Raw genomic sequence first — 20,452 nt, 5'->3', positions numbered from 1 at the left:
CTAATTTTGCTTTTCAAAATAATGCTTCAATTCTGACGTATTAAGATGATTACTTAAACCAATTAATAATTTTAGTCTCGCTTTCGGACCATTTAATCCATTCGAAAATATTAAACCTTTATTTGATAATTGGAATCCACCGCCATCATAGGCATATACAGGGCTTACAATACCGTTAAAGGATCTTGAAACTAACACAATTGGTATATTATTGTCCAAGCATGATTGAACGCCATTTAAGCAACTTGGTGGCAAGTTACCTTGACCCAAAGCTTCAATGACAATACCATCTACATGCTGTTGTGAATAGAAGTTAAATATGTCACTGTCCATCCCCATATACGCTTTAATCAATGGCACGCTTAACTCATGATTGACTGTATCAAAAGACTGTTGTTGATAGGGCTGATTATAAAATTGAACATTATCTTTGGTTAAAATACCTAATGGACCTTGATTAGGACTTTGGAAGGTATTAATGTTAGACGTATGCGTCTTAGTGACATTTCTGGCAGTATGTATTTCATCATTGAATACGACCATTACACCTTTGTCTTGCGCATCACTGGATGAAGCTACACGAATGGCCGAAATAAAATTATATAAACCATCAGAACCAATTTCATTTGAAGATCTCATCGCTCCAGTAATCACAACTGGATATCGAATATCTATTAATAAATCAAGAAGATATGCAGTTTCTTCAAGCGTGTCTGTTCCGTGTGTAATCACATAACCATCGTATTGATTTGTCTTATTTGCATCAATAATGATATTTCTCAATTGTTCAACGTTTTGAATTGTTATGTGTGGAGACGGAATGTTAAATGGATGTATTTCATCTACGTCAGCGTATTGACCAATAATGTCTGTATGTAAAGATATTGGATTTACATCATTTGTTACAACTTGATTGGATTGATTTTGAGACATGCTAATCGTACCACCAGTATGTATAACTAATAATCGCTTCATTGCGTTCCTCCTATTTTTAATTTACATATTTATGATAAAATAATACAAACAAAACAACAAGGAAGGATAAAATAATATGGACTTAATAAATATTGCCTTGGATGGTCCTGCAGCAGCAGGTAAAAGTACAATTGCTCGACAAGTTGCTAGTAAATTATCAATGATATACGTTGATACTGGTGCAATGTATCGCGCAATAACTTATAAATATCTTCAAAATAATAAACCTGAAGATTTTAAAGCACTCGTTGATCAAACTACTTTAGAATTAACTTATGATAAAAGTAAAGGACAACGTATCTTACTAGATGATCAAGACGTTACCGATTTTTTAAGAGAAAATGATGTGACTCAAAATGTATCCTATGTCGCTTCTAAAGCGCCTGTTAGAACATTTGCAGTTCAGAAACAAAAAGACTTAGCAGCCAAAAAAGGGATCGTCATGGATGGACGCGATATTGGCACAGTAGTGCTACCAAATGCAGAATTAAAGGTGTACATGATTGCTTCAGTTGAGGAGAGAGCTGAAAGACGACAAAAAGAAAATGAACAACGTGGTATTCCTTCAACATTATCGCAACTAAAAAAAGAAATCGAAGAAAGAGACCACTATGATATGAATCGTGACATTTCACCTTTAAAAAAAGCAGACGATGCGATTACAGTGGATACAACTGGCAAAACGATTGAAGAAGTAACTGAAGACATAATGACCTTAGTTAACAATTTATAAATGAGCAATAATAGCTATATAGAATAATTTGTACTTAATTTAGAATAAAGTGCGAATTATTTTAAATAGCTATTTTTATTCTATATAATTAAAAGTGGTAATAATTAATCACTGTTTAAATCGTATAACATTTATTAAGGTTCATTAAAATTATAAATCTTTAAAAGTTACAAATCAGTTAAATTTCTATTTAATAATTTTGATAATTGATAATTTTTTTAAGAACTTATGAAACTAAAGGGGAATTTCTTGACAATTCTACTGGTTTATAAGATGTTATATGTATGTAGTGTATAAGGAGGCAAATAAGATGACTGAAGAATTCAATGAATCAATGATTAATGATATTAAAGAAGGTGACAAAGTCACTGGTGAGGTTCAACAAGTTGAAGACAAACAAGTCGTAGTTCATATTAATGGTGGCAAATTCAATGGAATTATTCCAATTAGCCAACTTTCAACGCATCATATTGAAAACCCTAGTGAGGTTGTTAAACAAGGTGATGAAATAGAAGCATATGTTACTAAAATAGAAGTTGATGAAGAAAATGACTCAGGTGCGTATATTCTTTCTAAACGTCAACTTGAAACTGAAAAATCATATGAATATTTACAAGAAAAATTAGATAATGATGAAATAATTGAAGCAAAAGTTACAGAAGTAGTTAAAGGTGGCCTAGTTGTAGATGTAGGTCAACGTGGTTTCGTACCTGCTTCACTCATTTCAACTGATTTCATTGAAGATTTCTCTGTATTTGAAGGACAAACTATTCGTATCAAAGTAGAAGAATTAGATCCTGAAAATAATAGAGTCATTTTAAGCCGTAAAGCAGTAGAGCAAGCTGAAAATGATGTTAAAAAAGCTTCTTTACTAGAATCATTAAATGCAGGCGATGTTATTAAAGGTAAAGTAGCTCGTCTAACTAACTTTGGTGCTTTCGTTGATATCGGTGGCGTAGATGGCTTAGTCCACGTTTCAGAACTTTCACACGAACATGTTGATTCTCCAGAAGATGTTGTTTCTGTAGGACAAGAAGTAGATGTGAAAGTTAAATCTGTAGAGAAAGATGCAGAACGTATCTCACTTTCTATTAAAGACACTTTACCAACACCATTTGAAAGTATTAAAGGACAATTCCACGAAGATGATGTTGTCGAAGGTAAAGTTGTACGTTTAGCTAACTTTGGTGCTTTCGTTGAAATCGCACCAGGTGTACAAGGCTTAGTTCATATTTCAGAAATTGCACATGAACATATCGGTACACCAGGTGAAAAGCTTGAGCCAGGTCAACAAGTTAATGTTAAAATTTTAGGTATTGATGAAGAAAATGAACGTATTTCACTTTCAATCAAAGCTACTTTACCTAAAGAAGATGTCGTTGAAAGCGATGATGCTACAACTCAATCTTATTTAAGTAATGATCCAAACGAAGATAATCCAACACTTGGCGATGTCTTTGGTGATAAATTCAAAAACTTAAAATTCTAATCTAAAGTTAGGATAGTAATACATGAGGCTGGGACAAAATAAAATGTCTCAGTCTATTTTATTGTTCTGGCAGTAACTGACAGATGTGAATCAATTTGATTTAAGCGTGCTATCAACGTGATAGGTTGCATGGATTTTGATGATTAACCTTAACAAAATAGTGATGCCAACCTGATTACCAATCTTAGTATTATCTTTTAAGCAAAACATTTAATGAATCGTTCACTATTTAATTAAGGTGTTATCATTCAAATTTAAATTATCAATTCATTATAATGTAACTTAACTTATATACTTTGTTTGAAATAAATAGGTCATATGATAAAATTATAGAGATTTTAGAAAGAGAGGAAGTTAGCTTATGACGAAACCTATTGTAGCGATTGTAGGAAGACCAAATGTAGGGAAATCTACAATCTTTAATAGAGTAGTAGGTGAACGTGTTTCAATAGTCGAAGACACACCTGGTGTTACTCGTGATAGAATTTATTCATCAGGCGAATGGTTAACACATGAATTTAACATTATTGATACTGGTGGAATTGAAATCGGTGACGCGCCATTCCAAACACAAATTAGAGCACAAGCTGAAATTGCAATAGATGAAGCAGATGTTATTATTTTTATGGTAAATGTGCGTGAAGGTTTAACTCAAAGTGATGAAATGGTTGCACAGATGTTATATAAATCTAAAAAACCCGTTGTGTTAGCCGTTAATAAAGTGGATAATCCTGAAATGCGAAACGACATTTTTGATTTTTACGCATTAGGTTTTGGAGATCCATATCCTATCTCAGGCTCACATGGCTTAGGATTAGGTGATTTGTTAGATGAAGTGGTTAAACATTTTCCAGAGGATTATGAAGACCCTTACGACGAAGACACAATACGATTATCAATCATCGGACGTCCTAATGTTGGAAAATCTAGTTTAGTAAATGCCATTCTTGGCGAGGACCGTGTTATTGTATCGAATGTTGCTGGAACGACTAGGGATGCCATTGATACTGAATATAGTTATGATGGTCAAGATTATGTTTTAATCGACACTGCCGGAATGCGTAAAAAGGGTAAAGTGTATGAGTCTACTGAGAAATATTCCGTATTACGTGCGCTTAAAGCCATCGAACGTTCTAATGTAGTACTAATCGTTATAGATGCAGAGGAAGGTATAATAGAACAAGATAAACGTGTAGCAGGTTATGCTCATGAAGAAGGTAAAGCCGTAGTAATTGTAGTGAATAAGTGGGACACAGTCGATAAAGATAGTAACACAATGAAGAAATTTGCAGATGATGTTAGAAACCAATTTCAATTTTTAGATTATGCTCAAATCGCTTTCGTTTCTGCCAAAGAAGGTACACGCCTACGCACGCTATTCCCTTATATTAATGAAGCAAGCGAAAATCATAAGAAACGTGTTCAAAGTTCTACATTAAATGAAGTAGTGACAGACGCTATATCTATGAATCCTACGCCAACAGATAAGGGTCGTCGTTTAAATGTATTTTATACTACACAAGTAGCTATCGAACCTCCTACGTTTGTTGTATTCGTAAATGATGTCGAATTAATGCACTTTTCTTATAAACGTTACCTTGAGAATCAAATTCGTCATGCATTTGGTTTTGAAGGAACACCCATTCACATCATTCCGAGAAGAAGAAACTAAAAAGGAGATAATACTATGACTAAAATTACTGTTTTTGGTATGGGAAGTTTTGGTACTGCATTAGCCAATGTGTTAGCAGAAAATGGACATACTGTTCTAATGTGGGGTAAAAACGAAGATAGTGTCAAAGAATTAAATGATCACCATCAAAATAACCGTTATTTAAAAGATGTCGTACTCAATAGTAGTATTAAAGCCACTAGCGATATCAATGAGGCTGTGAATTTTACCGATATTTATTTAATGGCTTTACCTACTAAAGCTATGCGTGAAGTAACTAGTCAAATTGATGGTTTGATCAACACAAAGAAAACCTTCATCCATGTAGCTAAAGGTATTGAAAATGATACATTCAAACGTGTTTCAGAAATGATTGAAGATTCTATATCTGAAGAACATAATGGTGGCATAGGTGTATTATCAGGTCCTAGCCATGCTGAGGAAGTAGTAATTAAACAACCAACAACTGTGGCTGCATCATCAAAAGATGAAAAAGTTAGTGAACTCATTCAAGATTTATTTATGAATGATTATTTACGTGTCTATACTAATAACGATTTAGTTGGTGTTGAATTAGGTGGCGCGTTAAAAAATATAATAGCAGTCGCAAGTGGTATTGTTGCAGGTATGGGCTATGGAGATAACGCTAAAGCTGCTTTAATGACACGTGGTTTAGCTGAAATAAGCAGATTAGGTGAAAAATTAGGGGCTGATCCTATGACGTTTTTAGGACTTGGCGGAATTGGTGACTTAATTGTTACGTGTACATCTACACATTCCCGTAACTATACATTGGGATATAAGTTAGGACAGGGCCAAACTATGGATGAAGCATTAAATGAGATGAATATGGTTGTAGAAGGTATTTACACTACTAATTCTGTATATCATTTAGCCAAACAACAAAATGTGGATATGCCTATAACAAATGCACTTTACAAGGTTTTATTCGAAGATAAACCAGTTAAAGATAGTGTTAAAGACTTGATGGGAAGAGATAAAAAATCCGAATAGAGTGTAATATTACTCTATTTCAAAAAATTTTCGCAGATTTGCACTTAAAATACTGATATTTCAGTGTTTTAAGTGCATAAATTATTGCGGTAACATTAATTGTTGTGTTAAAGTCATAGCATAATGATATAAAGATATCATTATCATTCATCTGGAGGTGAACTCGTAATGAATAAAACTGACTTAATTAATGCAGTTGCAGAACAAGCTGATTTAACTAAAAAAGAAGCTGGTTCAGCTGTAGATGCTGTTTTCGAATCAATCCAAAAATCACTTTCTAAAGGTGAAAAAGTACAATTAATTGGTTTCGGAAACTTCGAGGTACGTGAACGTGCTGCACGTAAAGGACGTAACCCTCAAACAGGTAAAGAAATCGAAATTCCTGCAAGTAAAGTTCCAGCATTTAAAGCTGGTAAAGCATTAAAAGATGCTGTTAAATAATTTACTTAAAAGCCCTATAAAGGGCTTTTTTTTATACATATATCATTTTAATAGACTTAATTTGTCCTATGTAATTTAACTTGACTATTACAAATGTCTCATTAGTGCATATATTCAAATAAGTAAAGTAACATCCACTTAAGTCACTGTATTTTATTTTTATTCATATAATGTTAAGATGTATAGTGATAATAACGTGAGGTGTGAACATGGAAACAACAATAAGCAAATTAAATAGACAAATTAATCAAAAGCTTACAGGAATTCATGATTATGAAACGATTCATATAAATGCTAATTTGAGTACATTACTCGATACTTATGACATTCCTGAAAATGCTAAACTTGCTTGCCTCACTATCGATACTTCAATGAAACATCTTGATGAGATAACACAAAACCAAAAGTCAAAAAAATCTATTTTAATTGGTGATTTACTAAGCGCTCATTTTTATACGCTTTTAGCTGAAATAAATGATCCAACGTTTCAATTAGCAATGAGCAAAGCGATAGTCAAATCGAATGAATTAAAATCATCATTACATCATCAAGTATTAGAGTCTGAAGCTATCTATGATGCAATTATTGAAATTGAAACAATCTTCCCATATATAACTTTGTCTCATTTCAGTAAAGAACAAGTAACGCCTTTAGATTTATATCAACAATTAATCTCCGAGGGTGATGACTATTATCCATCTTACCTTAAGATGTACCAACCATCTGATGTACGTCAGTTTTTACAAAATATCAATCAAAGTTATATAGAGAAAAGTAGAGGTAATATTAATGACTGAAAATAATGCAAAAAAAGAACAAGTTCATACAGTCTTCCAAAATATTTCAAGTAAGTATGATCGCTTAAACAACATTATTAGTTTTGAGCAACACAAAGTGTGGCGAAAACATGTAATGAAAGATATGCACGTTAAAGTTGGTAGTAAAGCACTTGACGTTTGTTGCGGTACTGCTGACTGGACTATTGCACTTAGTAAAGCAGTAGGTGCGCATGGTGAAGTAACTGGTTTAGACTTCAGTGAAAACATGCTAGAAGTGGGTAAAGAGAAAACAAAACATATGGATAATATTCATTTAGTTCATGGAGATGCAATGAATTTACCGTTCGAAGATAATTCATTTGATTATGTCACAATTGGCTTCGGTCTCCGTAATGTACCTGATTATTTAGTTGCATTAAAAGAAATGAATAGAGTCTTAAAACCAGGTGGAATGGTCGTTTGTCTTGAAACAAGTCAACCAACAATGCCGGTATTTAAACAAATTTATAAGTTATACTTTAAATTCATAATGCCAATTTTCGGTAAATTATTCGCTAAATCTAAGGAAGAATATGAGTGGTTACAACAATCTACGTTCGATTTTCCAGATAAAGACAAATTAAAACAATTATTTGAACAAGCTGGCTTCACTAAAATTAAAATCCGTAGCTTTACAGGTGGCGTTGCTGCAATGCATCTAGGCTATAAACAAAAAAGTTAGACAAAATAAAAGGTGATTAACGTGGCAAAGTTAAACATGAATAGCGAAATTAAGAACGTAGAAAAACGCCTTCAAAAAGCTATCGAAAGCAATGATCCAATTTTACATGAAGCATCATCTCATTTGCTTTCTTCAGGAGGCAAAAGAGTTAGACCTGCATTCGTTATCTTGAGTAGTCAGTTCGGACCACAAAAGCAAACTGAAGATACGTATCGTGTTGCAGTTGCCCTTGAATTAATTCATATGGCAACACTAGTACATGATGATGTTATCGATAAAAGCGACAAACGACGTGGACGTTTAACCATAGTTAAAAAGTGGGACGTTACTACCGCAATATTAACTGGAAACTTCTTACTTGCATTGGGTCTTGAACATTTATCTGAAATTCGTGATAACCGAATTCATCATATTATTTCAAATTCGATTGTAAACGTAGGACTTGGTGAATTATTCCAGTTTCAAGATCAATTCAATAGTGAGCAAAGTATTACCAATTATTTGAGACGTATCAATAGAAAGACCGCTTTGTTAATTCAATTAGCAACTGAAGTCGGTGCGATTACTTCTGAGGCTGATGATGAAACTATTCGAAAGCTTAAAATGATAGGCCACTATATTGGCATGAGTTTCCAAATTGTTGATGATATTTTAGACTTCACTAGCACTGAAAAGAAATTGGGCAAACCTGTGGGTAGTGACTTAATGAATGGACATATTACATTACCAGTGCTACTTGAAATGAAAAAAGATATATCATTCAAGCGTCAAATTGCTTCACTCAACCATCAATCTAAATCTCAGGACTTTGAACCTTTGATTGAGCAGATTAGAAACTCTAATAGCATTAAAGAATCTAAAGCAATTAGTGATAAATATTTAGCTAAAGCACTTAAGTTAATTAATGAACTTGATGAACCCAATGCTCAAAGTCTTTTTATTAAATTAATAAAGAAAATGGGATCACGTAACGTTTAAAATGAAAAAATATTGAAAGCGCTTTAACAACCTGTTACTATTGAATAGTAGCAGGTCTTTTGTTACGCCAAAGTACGATACATATTTAAATATTCATCATTTAAGTCTTATGTTTATATCATTGAGACTTCACACACAGGGGGATAATTTACGATGGAAAGAACATTTTTAATGATTAAACCAGATGCAGTTCAACGTAATTTAGTGGGAGAAATTATTTCACGCATTGAGAGAAAAGGTTTAAAACTAGTAGGTGGTAAATTGATGACTGTTCCTCAATCATTAGCTGAAGAACATTATTCTGAACACACAGATAAACCATTCTACGGCAAATTAATTTCATTTATTACTTCTGCACCTGTTTTTGCAATGGTTGTTGAAGGCGAAGATGCCGTTGATGTATCAAGACACATTATAGGTAAAACAAACCCATCTGAAGCAACACCAGGTTCTATTAGAGGCGATCTCGGCTTAACTGTAGGACGAAATGTAATTCATGGTTCAGATTCAGTTGAATCAGCACAACGTGAAATTGCACTATGGTTTAATGAAGACGAATTAAGTAGCTATGCGTCACCTAGAGATGCTTGGTTATACGAATAGAAATTTAATACACATATTGAACTGATAAGGGTAGTCTAGACAATTAGGTTGAGGCTTACCTTTTAGATAAATCACAAAGACTGACAAAATAGTGAAGCCGTTAATAATACGTTGCCCATCACTTGTCATCCTTTAGAGGGCGAACTAGAATGCATTATGAATACTAGTTCGCTCTCTTTCTATTTTTTTAAGATGAAATATCATCATTTCGTTTTTCACTCTTTAATTATTGAAATATTCTAATAAATTCAAATTTACTATTGCACACTAGTTATGTTATACGGTTGAATGTGATATGATAACACATATCACAATTTAACGTAGTAAAGGGAAAGGAGCGTATTCACATGAGATATTTAACGTCAGGAGAATCACATGGTCCTCAATTAACAGTAATTATTGAAGGTGTACCTGCGAATTTAGAAATTAAAGCAGAAGATATTAATACGGAAATGTTTAAGCGTCAAGGTGGCTACGGTAGAGGACGACGTATGCAAATTGAGAAAGATGCTGTAGAAATTGTATCAGGTGTCAGAAATGGCTATACACTTGGCAGTCCAATCACACTTGTTGTCACAAACGATGATTTCACACATTGGAGAAACATTATGGGTGTTGCGCCTATTACAGATGAAGAAAGAGAGAATATGAAACGTACTATTACAAAACCACGTCCGGGACATGCGGATTTAATTGGTGGTATGAAGTACAATCATAGAGATTTAAGAAACGTTTTAGAACGTTCTTCTGCTCGCGAAACAGCAGCGCGTGTTGCAGTTGGGGCAGTATCTAAAATACTGTTAGAACAATTAGATATTCATATGTATAGTCGTGTAGTTGAAATTGGCGGTATTAAAGACGAGGGGTTATATGATACTGAAACTTTCAAACAAAATATAGATAAGAATGATGTACGTGTTATCGATGAATCTATCGCACAGAAAATGAGAGATAAGATAGATGCCGCTAAAAAAGAAGGCGATTCAATTGGTGGCGTTGTTCAGGTAATGGTCGAGAATATGCCTGTGGCTGTTGGTAGTTACGTACAATATGATCGTAAATTAGATGGTCGTATTGCTCAAGGTGTTGTTAGTATTAATGCATTTAAAGGAGTAAGCTTCGGTGAAGGTTTTAAAGCTGCAGAAAAACCAGGAAGCGAAATACAAGATGAAATCTTATATAATAGCGAATCAGGCTTCTACCGTGGTTCTAATCATCTAGGTGGCTTTGAAGGTGGTATGACAAATGGTATGCCAATTATCGTAAATGGCGTTATGAAACCAATCCCAACTTTATACAAACCGCTTAATTCTGTTGATATCAACACTAAAGAGGACTTCAAAGCTACGATTGAACGATCTGATAGTTGTGCTGTACCTGCAGCAAGTGTAGTTTGTGAACATGTTGTTGCTTTTGAAGTAGCCAAAGCGATTACAGAAGAGTTTCAATCCAACCATATTGATCAATTAAAAGCCCAAATTGAGGAACGAAGACGTCTGAACATTGAATTTTAAATCAATGTACGTATAGAAACGAGGTATTTTGAATGCAATTACAAACAACGTATCCAAATAATAATTATCCAATTATCGTCGAACATAATGCCTTTGAAACATTATCTGACTATATACAAGACTATGATAAAGTCTTTCTCATCGTTGATGAATTTGTTGATTTTAATTTTAAACATAAGTTCACTTCACTACTTAACGCATCAAACACTTATAAGATCGTTGTACCTGCCGGTGAGAAAATGAAAACATTTGAGCACTATCAACAAACATTAGAACAATTACTTGAATATAACTTAACGCGCAACACGTGTTTAGTTGCGATTGGTGGCGGTGCTACAGGTGATTTTACTGGATTTCTAGCTTCATCTTTATTAAGAGGTGTTGATTTCATACAAGTACCTACGACGATACTTGCGCATGATTCTAGTGTTGGAGGCAAAGTAGGTATTAATTCTATTCATGGAAAGAATTTAATCGGTGCATTTTATCGACCAAAAGCTGTCATATATGATTTGAACTTTTTAAATACTTTACCTTATGAAGAAATTTTAAGTGGCTATGCTGAAGTTTATAAACATGCTTTATTAACAGGACAAGTCGCTACAGATGATATTGAGAAGCACTTTTCTACTAGAGAAAAACTGAATTCTCTAAAAGATATGGATCAGTTTATCTTCAAAGGCATTAAGACGAAATTGAACGTCATCGTTAAAGATGAAAAAGAGCATAATATGCGAAAATATTTGAATTTAGGGCATACGTTCGGCCATGCTGTTGAATATAAGACTAAAATACCACATGGTCACGCCATAATGATTGGTATTATCTATCAATTTATTATCGCCAACAGACTGTTTGAATCACAATTTGATGTTTCACATTATGCTAATTATTTAAAAACATTATGTTATCCAGTTGAATTGGTTCAACAATTAAACTTTAATGATATGTATCAATATATGTTAACGGATAAAAAGAATAATGGTGAAGGTATTCAAATGGTCTTACTAGAAGAGCTTGGTAAACCACGTGTCTGCCACGTTGAAAAAGACATATTAATTCAAGCATTTGAGGATTTACAATTCGTATTGAAGTAGGTGGATGATAGCATGTCAAATGAACAAATGATCGATATTAAGGGACCATTAGTTGGTGAAATTGAAGTGCCTGGAGATAAATCCATGACGCACAGAGCCATCATGTTGGCTTCTTTAGCAACTGGCCAATCAACGATATTTAAACCGTTATTAGGCGAAGATTGTTTACGTACAATCGAAATATTTAAATTATTGGGTGTTGATATACAAATTGCGGATGACAAAATCGTTGTTAATTCACCAGGCTATAATAAATTTAAAACACCACATCAAACTTTATACACAGGTAATTCGGGAACTACGACACGCTTATTAGCAGGTTTGCTAAGTGGTCTCAACCTTAATTGTGTGTTATCTGGTGATGCGTCAATAGGTAAGCGGCCCATGGATAGAGTGATGAAACCACTCAGATTGATGGGTGCTAATATTTCAGGAATAGATGATAACTATACGCCTTTAATTATTGAACCCGCTTCACTAAAAGGTATTACCTATGAAATGGAAGTAGCGAGTGCACAAGTTAAAAGTGCGTTATTGTTTGCTAGTCTATTTTCAAATGAAGTTTCTGAAATTACTGAGTTAGATATAAGTCGAAATCATACTGAAACAATGTTTGAACATTATGGCATTCCAATTAGCATTTCTGGTAAAGTGATTACTACGCAGGCAAACGCTATCCAACATATCAAAGCTACAGACTTTAGTGTTCCGGGAGATATTTCTTCAGCAGCATTCTTTATTGTAGCAGCACTTATTACGCCTGGAAGCGATATAATAATTCATAATGTTGGCATCAATCCAACTCGTTCAGGTATTATAGATATCGTTGAACAAATGGGAGGCCGTATTGAGTGCTTTAATGTCACGCAAACGTCAGAACCAACTGCATCGATTCGTGTAAAATATACACCAAACTTAAAACCAGTCCATATTGAAGGCGATTTAGTACCGAAAGCGATTGACGAATTACCTATCATTGCACTATTGTGTACACAAGCAGCTGGTACAAGTATCATTAAAGATGCAGAAGAATTAAAAGTGAAAGAAACAAATCGAATTGATACAACTGCAGACATGCTTGGGTTATTAGGCTTCGAATTACAACCAACTGAAGATGGGTTAATTATTCATCCTTCAGAATTCAAAAAATCAGCAACCGTAGATAGTTTAACTGACCATAGAATTGGGATGATGTTAGCTATAGCTTCATTATTAAGTGATGAACCGCTTAATATCCGACAATTTGATGCTGTTAATGTATCATTCCCTGGTTTCCTTCCTAAATTAAAGCTTTTAGAAAATGAGGGATAAAATAAAATGGAAGATATCTATAAATTAATAGACGATATCAATCTTCAAAAATTAGATCATTTAGATACACGCGTAAATGATGCATTGAGCTCTAATAATGATGATGCATTATTTATTCTTGGTGAAACCTTATATAATTTTGGATTAACACCTCAAGGACTAGAGGTGTTTAGAACTTTATATCATAAGTATCCAGATGAGAGTGAATTACTAATATACTTTATTGAAGGCTTAATGTCAGAGAACCAAACTGATGAAGCGTTAGAATATTTAAGTCAAGTTGCAATATCAACCGAAAAACTGATGCTAGAAGCTGATTTATATCAACAAATTAATATGACTGAAGTTGCTATTGATAAATTAATAGAAGCAAGAGAATTAGAACCTAACGACCCAATCATCCATTTTGCATTAGCTGAATTGTTGTATTTTGATGGTCAATACTTACGTGCGACTCGTGAATATGAAGTCGTATTAGATACAGGTGAGTACGAAGTAAATGGCATCAATTTGTTTGCTCGAATGGCAGATTGCGCATTACAAAGTGGTAACTATAGTGATGCGATTAATTTATATGATGAAATTAATGAAGATGAAATGACTTCTGAAGATTTCTTCAAAAAAGCCATCGCATATGAAAAAAATGATATCACTCAAGAAGCCATTAAAATCACGAAAAATCTTCTATCTAAAGATCCTGACTTTATACAAGGATACTTCTATTTACAATCACTTTATGAAAATGAAAAAAATTATCCTGATGCAATTGAAACTGGTAAAGAAGGCTTACGCTTAAATCAATTTTATAAAGAATTGATGGTTTCAACAGGAAGTTTAGAAATTGAGCATGGCGATGCTAATGAAGGTGTTGAATTACTCAAACAAGCGCTTGAAGTGGACAACGCTTATCATGAGCCATTATTAATTTTGAGTGATTTATTCCGAAACGAAGAAGACTATGAAGCAATTATTGCATTGTTATCATATGTTGATGAAGATGATTTAGATCCTGTTTTCATGTGGCATTTAGCGCATGCATTTGGTCAAGAAGAACGTGATAAGGAAGCACAACATTTCTTTGAACTTGCTTATCCTACAACGAAAACGCAAAGCGCATTCTTAAGTGACTATTACTATTATTTAATTGAAATCGGTAATAAAGAAAAGGCAATGACACTCTTACAACAATTACTAGAAATGGATCCTAGTAATGAGACTTGGCAAGAAGAAGCCAATCGTCTTGATTATTAATGAAGGTGATTTACTTGAATCAAACCCTTAATCAGATGAAACAAAGTTATATTGAATATGCTTTGTTTCATTATCATTTTAAATCGCGTATTAGTGTATGGATTTTAAACTATATTAAATCTCATTACGATCTACTTGAACACGTTCATTTTGTTAATCAAAAAATATCCAATCATAAAACGCTAGAAATGAGTTTAAGTAATGCAGATGCTCCAGCAATTAAGTTGGTTAATAATCATCACATACTCATAAACACAAATGAGATTTTCAATTATATTATATCTCATCATTGTGAATTTGATATTCTGATTCATTTTTCAGACGAACACGCTACCGATTTTAAATTAAATGACTTGATGATTCATCAATTAATGTATTCAACTCAATATATGGCTTATCTAAATACGATTTACAATTTATCTCTTGATTCGACAAGTGTCTACTCACTCATTGAGCACTTGCGCCATAATATTGATTTAAGCCTTCAATTTAATGATCGAGAACAATTCTATCAATTAACTCAAATTTTAGAGGTGCTTGAAAATCGATAAAAGTCATTAAAGGAAATAAAACGTATGCTAACATTTAAACAAATGTGGGAGTTAACATTATATCGTCAATCCTGCTTAATCTTTTTACTTGTTTGTAACTTACTTGGCACATTGTATGGGTTCATTTGGTATGGTGATCAATTAGTTCAAACACCTTGGTATTTCTTACCTTTTATACCTGATAGTCCAATTGCTTCGCTTTTTTTATGTATTGTTATTTTTTGTTTAATTATCAATAAACACATCCCGTTTATTGAAGCCCTTGCTTTCGTTACTTTATTAAAATATGGGCTATGGGCTGTAATAATGAATCTTCTAATGATTCATTTAAATCATAATATAACAATCATGAATATATTTTTAATTTTGAGTCATGGTATTATGGCGATACAAGCAATTTACTTTTATCCTCGCTTAAAGATTAGAATAAGTGGTTTGCTAATTGCGATGGTGTGGGTGTTTCATAATGATTTCATTGATTATGTTTTAAATAAGTATCCGTACTATGACTTTATTGAGCAACATAAAGTTATGGTTGGCTATATCGCGTTTTGGTTAAGTTCATTGGCATTATGCTTATATTATTATTTACAAAAGATAATACCAATTAAATTATTTGATTAAATCAAGGATTCTCAGTAGAATATGGATAAAGGAGAGTGGAATTATTGTCTATAATGTCTTATATAATATATATCGTCATTATTATGCTCATTCCAATGTGGGCACAACACAAAGTAAAATCGAATTATGAAAAATATGCACAAGTGAGATCAACAAGTGGTAAAACTGGCCGTGAGGTAGCTGAAGAAATCCTTCATGCGAATGGCATCTATGATGTTGACGTTGTTAAAGGTGAAGGTTTCCTAACTGACCATTATGATCCTAAAAAGAAAGTTGTTTGTTTATCTCCTGCAAACTTCGATAGACCTTCAGTAGCTGGTACAGCTATTGCTGCACACGAAGTTGGACACGCGATTCAACATCAACAAGGTTATGTATTTTTAAGATTCAGAAGTGCGTTAGTACCATTTGCCAATTTAGGTAGTTCTTTAAGTTACATGATTATCATGTTAGGAATTATCCTTACAGCTATGGGAAGTGCATTTGGATCAACAGCATTATGGATTGGCGCTGGATTAATGTCACTCGCTGTCCTGTTCTCGATTGTAACGTTACCTGTTGAGTTCGACGCAAGTTCAAGAGCAATGAAACAAATAACTGCTTTGAATATTGTCAATGAAAAAGAATATAAACATGCTAAAAAAGTTCTTTCAGCAGCTGCAATGACGTATGTTGCCGCAACTGCAACAGCTGTAGCAGAATTAGTAAGAATTATTCTTATCGCTAAAGCGAGTGATAATTAATTTAGCTTATAAATATTTAGCATTAAACAACATCATTTTTATGCTACTAGCATTAATCGCTCACTAAAGTTGAGTAAGTAATTATAATATGCTTTTCAATCTTAGATAGCGACGTGGGAGTAGGACATTGAATTCGTATAGAATTCTGTTCTACTCCCAATTTTTTATTTTATATTTCTTGAAAATTTAATTAAAATATAATCCGTTCTTTTCATATTCATAAAATGCATGATTGTTTAATATGATATATACTTATTAAGTATCAATAATAAAGGAGAAAGTGAACACAATGAAATCTATGAAAGAGATGCAAAATGAAGTGGATGCATACATTGGACAATTCAAAGCTGGGTATTTTTCTCCACTTGCAAATTTAGCACGTTTGACAGAAGAAGTCGGAGAACTTGCTAGAGAAATCAACCATTATCACGGTGAAAAGAAAAAGAAAGAAACTGAAGATGAAAATACAATTAAAGCCGAATTAGGAGACAATTTATTTGTTTTACTTTGCTTAGCAAACTCACTCGATATCGACATGACTGAAAGCTTTAATGAAACAATGGAAAAATTCAACACTAGAGATAAAAATCGTTTTGAACGAAAATAATCATTTTTAAAAAGGAGGATAGTGTAACATGAAAATAGGTATTACATGTTATCCATCAATGGGCGGTTCTGGTATCATCGCTACTGAGTTAGGCATTAAAATGGCTGAGAGAGGTCATGAAGTACATTTTATAACGTCGAATATTCCTTTTAGAATCCGCAAACCTTTACCTAATATTACGTTTCATCAAGTTGAAGTAAATCAGTATGCCGTCTTTCAATATCCTCCATATGATATCACTTTGAGTACTAAAATTTCTGAAGTGATAAAAGAATATGATTTAGATGTATTGCACATGCACTATGCCGTGCCTCATGCTGTTTGTGGCATTTTAGCACGTCAAATGTCTGGTAAAGATATTAAAATAATGACGACGTTACACGGCACTGATATTACCGTATTAGGTTACGATCACTCACTTAAAGGTGCTATCAAATTCGGAATTGAGCAAAGTGATATTGTTACAAGCGTGAGTCATTCATTAGCACGTCAAACAAAGTCCATCATTGAAACTGAGAAAGAAATTATCCCTATTTATAATTTTGTTCGTGAAAATGAATTTCCAACACGTCATGATGAAAAACTTAAAGAAGTCTATGGCATCAAACCAAATGAAAAGGTACTGATTCACGTATCTAATTTCAGAAAAGTAAAACGTATTGATACTATTTTAGAAACGTTTGCGAAAGTTCATCATCATATACCAAGTAAACTCATTTTATTAGGTGACGGTCCAGAATTATTAGATATGCGAAAGTTAGCACGTCAGTTAGATATCGAAAATGATGTGTTATTTTTAGGCAAACAAGATCAAGTAAGTGAATTCTATCAAATGTCTGATTTAGTGCTTCTATTAAGTGAAAAAGAGAGCTTTGGATTGACATTACTAGAAGCAATGAAAACAGGTGTTGTGCCTATCGGTTCTAATGCAGGTGGTATAAAAGAGGTTATCAAGCATAATGAGACAGGTTATATCGTAGATATTGGTGATAGTACTAGCGCAAGTGATTATGCCATACAACTTCTTACTAACCCTGATTTATACCAACACATGCAAATTGCTATGTTAAATGACATAGAAAAACGATTTGGTTCAGAATTAATTACAGATCAATACGAACACTACTATAGAAAAATGTTAAATCAAAAAGAGGATTAGTATGGGAACAAAACTATTTACTCAAGCAAAACCTATTTTAGAAAAAATAGAACACCATGGCTTTGAAGCATACTTCGTCGGAGGGTCTGTGCGTGATTATTTAATGGATAGACCCATCCATGATATCGATATTACAACCAGCGCAACACCAGATGAAATAGAATCGATATTTGATAAAACAATCCCAATTGGAAAAGAGCACGGAACGATTAATGTCGTGTACGAAGGAACGAATTACGAAGTGACAACTTTCAGAGCTGAATCAGATTATGTTGATCATCGCAGACCTAATGAAGTGTATTTTGTACGTGATTTAAAAGAAGATTTACAACGTCGTGACTTTACAATTAATGCTATTGCTATGGATAAAGATTTTAAAATTTATGACTATTTTGATGGTCAAACGGCATTACAGCAACAGATTATAACTACTGTTGGTATACCACACGAGCGTTTCGATGAAGATGCTTTACGCATTTTGAGAGGCGTACGCTTTCAATCGCAATTAAATTTCACGATCTCACATCATACGTTTGAGGCAATGCAACATCATATTGCAGATATCGAATTTTTATCTATAGAACGTATCGTTGTAGAACTTAAAAAATTAATACAAGGTCAAAATGTTAGTGAAAGCTACACAACTTTATTGACATTGAACTTCTTTAATTATGTTCCATTTTTTAAAGATCTGGATATGAAAGCAACAAGGATTAATGCACCGATAAGCTTTGAATTATGGCTAGCAATCTTAAAGACCATTGAGCAATCAGACACGCCGCTTTCAAGCTTGAAAATAAGCAATAAAGAGAAAGCTAAAATAAATCAATATCATAAACTATTATTAGAGATGCCAAAAATCTCAACTAAAAATCAATTACAGTTATTTGTTTATGATTATGGCGCAAGTAATATTTTGGACATCATTGACATCATTCCTTTACTTAAAGAAAATAATATTAAAGTAGCGTCACCTCTAATCTTTAATTATCAATCGATTAAAGAAATTAATCATCAATTACCAATTGAAAGTCGTAAAGCGCTTAATATCAATGGTGGCGATATACTCAAAGTTGTGCCTAAAAAAAGTGGTCCTTGGTTAAAAGAGGTGTTACGACAAATCGAAAGTGAAGTTGTTACACATAAAGTTTCAAATTCTAAAGATGAATTATTGAAGTGGGTGAAAGAGAATGTCAAAATATAGTCAAGACGTTATTCGTATACTATATAAGCATCAATCTGAATATATTTCAGGACAATATATTGCTGATCAATTAAATATTTCAAGAGCAGCTGTAAAAAAAGTCATCGATCAACTAAAAAAAGATGGGTGTAAAATAGACTCCATCAATCATAAAGGCCATCAATTAAATGAACTACCAGAATGTTGGTATCAAGGTATCGTAACTTATATTTTAAAAGATTCGCAATTAGCCTCAGAAATAAAGGTATTCGAGAGTGTTGCGTCAACTCAAACGATTGCTAAGCAAGAATTAGTTGGCAATAGTGCATCAATGATTATTTTAAGTGATGAACAAACACAAGGACGTGGACGATTTAATCGTAATTGGGCATCTTCAAAAGGTAAAGGTTTATGGATGTCATTAGTATTACGTCCTAATGTACCTTTTTCAATGATTCCAAAATTTAATTTATTTGTTGCTTTAGGAATTAGAGACGCTATACAGTCATTTTCAAATGACAAAGTAGAAATTAAATGGCCGAATGATATTTATATCGCTGACAAAAAAGTATGCGGTTTTTTGACTGAAATGATTGCAAATTATGATTCAATTGACGCCATCATTTGTGGTATTGGCATCAATTTAAACCATGAAGATAGTGATTTCTCAGATGAGATTAAACATAGCGCGACAAGTGTCGGTTTACATAGTGATACTAAAATCAATCGATATACATTTTTAGAAGCGCTCATTTCATCAATTGAAAAACGTTATACTCAATTTTTAACTCAGCCATTTGCAGAAATTAGAAATGAGTATATTCAAGCTTCTAATATTTGGCAACGCCAATTACGTTTTACTGAGAATAATACACAATTTATTGGTGAAGCGATTGATATTGACCGTGATGGTTTCTTAATTGTAAAAGATGAGGATAATGAAGTTAGACGCCTTATTAGTGCGGATATAGATATATAAAGCGTATGACAAGAAGATAAGGAGAGTT

The 20,452-nt window shown here is 33.2% G+C and carries 21 protein-coding genes; 20 read left to right on the top strand and 1 reads right to left on the bottom strand.

Going from position 1 to position 20,452, the window contains the following annotated elements; all coding sequences use genetic code 11:
* On the bottom strand, positions 1-975 hold the full coding sequence (locus tag HMPREF3239_RS04690) for an asparaginase (RefSeq protein ID WP_070854891.1): 975 nt from the start codon (positions 973-975) through the stop codon (positions 1-3).
* 76 nt (positions 976-1,051) lie between these two features.
* Here HMPREF3239_RS04690 and cmk point away from each other — a divergent pair, with 76 nt between their 5' ends.
* The 20 genes from cmk (at position 1,052) to HMPREF3239_RS04590 (ending at position 20,424) form a co-directional block, all read left to right on the top strand.
* Positions 1,052-1,708, top strand: coding sequence for a (d)CMP kinase (cmk, locus tag HMPREF3239_RS04685; RefSeq protein WP_070854890.1), 657 nt, complete (start codon positions 1,052-1,054; stop codon positions 1,706-1,708).
* Between the two features lie 310 nt (positions 1,709-2,018).
* Positions 2,019-3,197, top strand: a complete 1,179-nt coding sequence (rpsA, locus tag HMPREF3239_RS04680; RefSeq protein WP_070854889.1) for a 30S ribosomal protein S1 — start codon at positions 2,019-2,021, stop codon at positions 3,195-3,197.
* Between the two features lie 361 nt (positions 3,198-3,558).
* Complete coding sequence (gene der, locus HMPREF3239_RS04675; RefSeq protein WP_070854888.1) at positions 3,559-4,869, top strand: ribosome biogenesis GTPase Der; 1,311 nt, start codon at positions 3,559-3,561, stop codon at positions 4,867-4,869.
* 15 nt (positions 4,870-4,884) lie between these two features.
* On the top strand, positions 4,885-5,883 hold the full coding sequence (locus HMPREF3239_RS04670; RefSeq protein WP_053029441.1) for an NAD(P)H-dependent glycerol-3-phosphate dehydrogenase: 999 nt from the start codon (positions 4,885-4,887) through the stop codon (positions 5,881-5,883).
* Between the two features lie 168 nt (positions 5,884-6,051).
* Complete coding sequence (locus HMPREF3239_RS04665) at positions 6,052-6,324, top strand: HU family DNA-binding protein (protein ID WP_070854887.1); 273 nt, start codon at positions 6,052-6,054, stop codon at positions 6,322-6,324.
* A gap of 209 nt (positions 6,325-6,533) precedes the next feature.
* On the top strand, positions 6,534-7,121 hold the full coding sequence (locus HMPREF3239_RS04660) for a heptaprenyl pyrophosphate synthase subunit A (protein ID WP_070854886.1): 588 nt from the start codon (positions 6,534-6,536) through the stop codon (positions 7,119-7,121).
* The gene (locus HMPREF3239_RS04655; RefSeq protein WP_070854885.1) at positions 7,114-7,824 is read left to right on the top strand and encodes a demethylmenaquinone methyltransferase; all 711 of its coding nucleotides are present in this window, start codon (positions 7,114-7,116) and stop codon (positions 7,822-7,824) included. The genes HMPREF3239_RS04660 and HMPREF3239_RS04655 overlap by 8 nt, the downstream gene beginning before the upstream one ends.
* Positions 7,825-7,845: 21 nt before the next feature.
* Positions 7,846-8,802, top strand: a complete 957-nt coding sequence (locus tag HMPREF3239_RS04650; protein WP_070854884.1) for a polyprenyl synthetase family protein — start codon at positions 7,846-7,848, stop codon at positions 8,800-8,802.
* A gap of 153 nt (positions 8,803-8,955) precedes the next feature.
* The gene (gene ndk / locus HMPREF3239_RS04645) at positions 8,956-9,405 is read left to right on the top strand and encodes a nucleoside-diphosphate kinase (RefSeq protein WP_053029437.1); all 450 of its coding nucleotides are present in this window, start codon (positions 8,956-8,958) and stop codon (positions 9,403-9,405) included.
* Between the two features lie 347 nt (positions 9,406-9,752).
* On the top strand, positions 9,753-10,919 hold the full coding sequence (aroC, locus tag HMPREF3239_RS04640; protein ID WP_070854883.1) for a chorismate synthase: 1,167 nt from the start codon (positions 9,753-9,755) through the stop codon (positions 10,917-10,919).
* Positions 10,920-10,951: 32 nt separating this feature from the next.
* Positions 10,952-12,016, top strand: coding sequence for a 3-dehydroquinate synthase (aroB, locus tag HMPREF3239_RS04635; protein ID WP_053029435.1), 1,065 nt, complete (start codon positions 10,952-10,954; stop codon positions 12,014-12,016).
* Positions 12,017-12,028: 12 nt separating this feature from the next.
* Positions 12,029-13,327 (top strand): 3-phosphoshikimate 1-carboxyvinyltransferase, encoded by a 1,299-nt coding sequence (aroA, locus tag HMPREF3239_RS04630; protein WP_070854882.1) that lies wholly within the window; start codon positions 12,029-12,031, stop codon positions 13,325-13,327.
* 6 nt (positions 13,328-13,333) lie between these two features.
* On the top strand, positions 13,334-14,578 hold the full coding sequence (locus tag HMPREF3239_RS04625) for a tetratricopeptide repeat protein (protein ID WP_070854881.1): 1,245 nt from the start codon (positions 13,334-13,336) through the stop codon (positions 14,576-14,578).
* Between the two features lie 14 nt (positions 14,579-14,592).
* Positions 14,593-15,129, top strand: coding sequence for a YpiB family protein (locus HMPREF3239_RS04620; protein ID WP_070854880.1), 537 nt, complete (start codon positions 14,593-14,595; stop codon positions 15,127-15,129).
* Between the two features lie 24 nt (positions 15,130-15,153).
* Positions 15,154-15,753, top strand: a complete 600-nt coding sequence (locus HMPREF3239_RS04615; protein ID WP_070854879.1) for a DUF1405 domain-containing protein — start codon at positions 15,154-15,156, stop codon at positions 15,751-15,753.
* Positions 15,754-15,797: 44 nt separating this feature from the next.
* Positions 15,798-16,496 (top strand): zinc metallopeptidase, encoded by a 699-nt coding sequence (locus HMPREF3239_RS04610; protein ID WP_053029430.1) that lies wholly within the window; start codon positions 15,798-15,800, stop codon positions 16,494-16,496.
* A gap of 289 nt (positions 16,497-16,785) precedes the next feature.
* Complete coding sequence (locus HMPREF3239_RS04605; RefSeq protein WP_053029429.1) at positions 16,786-17,103, top strand: nucleotide pyrophosphohydrolase; 318 nt, start codon at positions 16,786-16,788, stop codon at positions 17,101-17,103.
* Positions 17,104-17,131: 28 nt separating this feature from the next.
* Positions 17,132-18,262 carry an N-acetyl-alpha-D-glucosaminyl L-malate synthase BshA gene (gene bshA, locus HMPREF3239_RS04600; RefSeq protein WP_070854878.1) on the top strand — a complete coding sequence of 377 codons (1,131 nt, stop codon included), beginning with the start codon at positions 17,132-17,134 and terminating at the stop codon, positions 18,260-18,262.
* 1 nt (position 18,263) lies between these two features.
* On the top strand, positions 18,264-19,466 hold the full coding sequence (locus tag HMPREF3239_RS04595; RefSeq protein WP_070854877.1) for a CCA tRNA nucleotidyltransferase: 1,203 nt from the start codon (positions 18,264-18,266) through the stop codon (positions 19,464-19,466).
* A complete protein-coding gene (locus HMPREF3239_RS04590) occupies positions 19,453-20,424 on the top strand; it encodes a biotin--[acetyl-CoA-carboxylase] ligase (protein WP_070854876.1) in 972 nt (323 codons plus the stop codon). The genes HMPREF3239_RS04595 and HMPREF3239_RS04590 overlap by 14 nt, the downstream gene beginning before the upstream one ends.
* The last annotated feature ends 28 nt before the right edge of the window (positions 20,425-20,452 follow it).

The organism is Staphylococcus sp. HMSC34C02 (assembly GCF_001838705.1).
GTDB lineage: Bacteria > Bacillota > Bacilli > Staphylococcales > Staphylococcaceae > Staphylococcus > Staphylococcus borealis.
Note: the sequence above shows the minus strand (reverse complement) of the source record. Positions and strands in the feature narration are given on the sequence as shown.

Coding starts and splice junctions, on each gene's coding strand:
- HMPREF3239_RS04690 (WP_070854891.1), bottom strand. CDS start 975: ATGAAGCGATTATTAGTTATACATACTGGTGGTACGATTAGCATGTCT.
- cmk (WP_070854890.1), top strand. CDS start 1,052: ATGGACTTAATAAATATTGCCTTGGATGGTCCTGCAGCAGCAGGTAAA.
- rpsA (WP_070854889.1), top strand. CDS start 2,019: ATGACTGAAGAATTCAATGAATCAATGATTAATGATATTAAAGAAGGT.
- der (WP_070854888.1), top strand. CDS start 3,559: ATGACGAAACCTATTGTAGCGATTGTAGGAAGACCAAATGTAGGGAAA.
- HMPREF3239_RS04670 (WP_053029441.1), top strand. CDS start 4,885: ATGACTAAAATTACTGTTTTTGGTATGGGAAGTTTTGGTACTGCATTA.
- HMPREF3239_RS04665 (WP_070854887.1), top strand. CDS start 6,052: ATGAATAAAACTGACTTAATTAATGCAGTTGCAGAACAAGCTGATTTA.
- HMPREF3239_RS04660 (WP_070854886.1), top strand. CDS start 6,534: ATGGAAACAACAATAAGCAAATTAAATAGACAAATTAATCAAAAGCTT.
- HMPREF3239_RS04655 (WP_070854885.1), top strand. CDS start 7,114: ATGACTGAAAATAATGCAAAAAAAGAACAAGTTCATACAGTCTTCCAA.
- ndk (WP_053029437.1), top strand. CDS start 8,956: ATGGAAAGAACATTTTTAATGATTAAACCAGATGCAGTTCAACGTAAT.
- aroC (WP_070854883.1), top strand. CDS start 9,753: ATGAGATATTTAACGTCAGGAGAATCACATGGTCCTCAATTAACAGTA.
- aroB (WP_053029435.1), top strand. CDS start 10,952: ATGCAATTACAAACAACGTATCCAAATAATAATTATCCAATTATCGTC.
- aroA (WP_070854882.1), top strand. CDS start 12,029: ATGTCAAATGAACAAATGATCGATATTAAGGGACCATTAGTTGGTGAA.
- HMPREF3239_RS04625 (WP_070854881.1), top strand. CDS start 13,334: ATGGAAGATATCTATAAATTAATAGACGATATCAATCTTCAAAAATTA.
- HMPREF3239_RS04615 (WP_070854879.1), top strand. CDS start 15,154: ATGCTAACATTTAAACAAATGTGGGAGTTAACATTATATCGTCAATCC.
- HMPREF3239_RS04605 (WP_053029429.1), top strand. CDS start 16,786: ATGAAATCTATGAAAGAGATGCAAAATGAAGTGGATGCATACATTGGA.
- bshA (WP_070854878.1), top strand. CDS start 17,132: ATGAAAATAGGTATTACATGTTATCCATCAATGGGCGGTTCTGGTATC.
- HMPREF3239_RS04595 (WP_070854877.1), top strand. CDS start 18,264: ATGGGAACAAAACTATTTACTCAAGCAAAACCTATTTTAGAAAAAATA.
- HMPREF3239_RS04590 (WP_070854876.1), top strand. CDS start 19,453: ATGTCAAAATATAGTCAAGACGTTATTCGTATACTATATAAGCATCAA.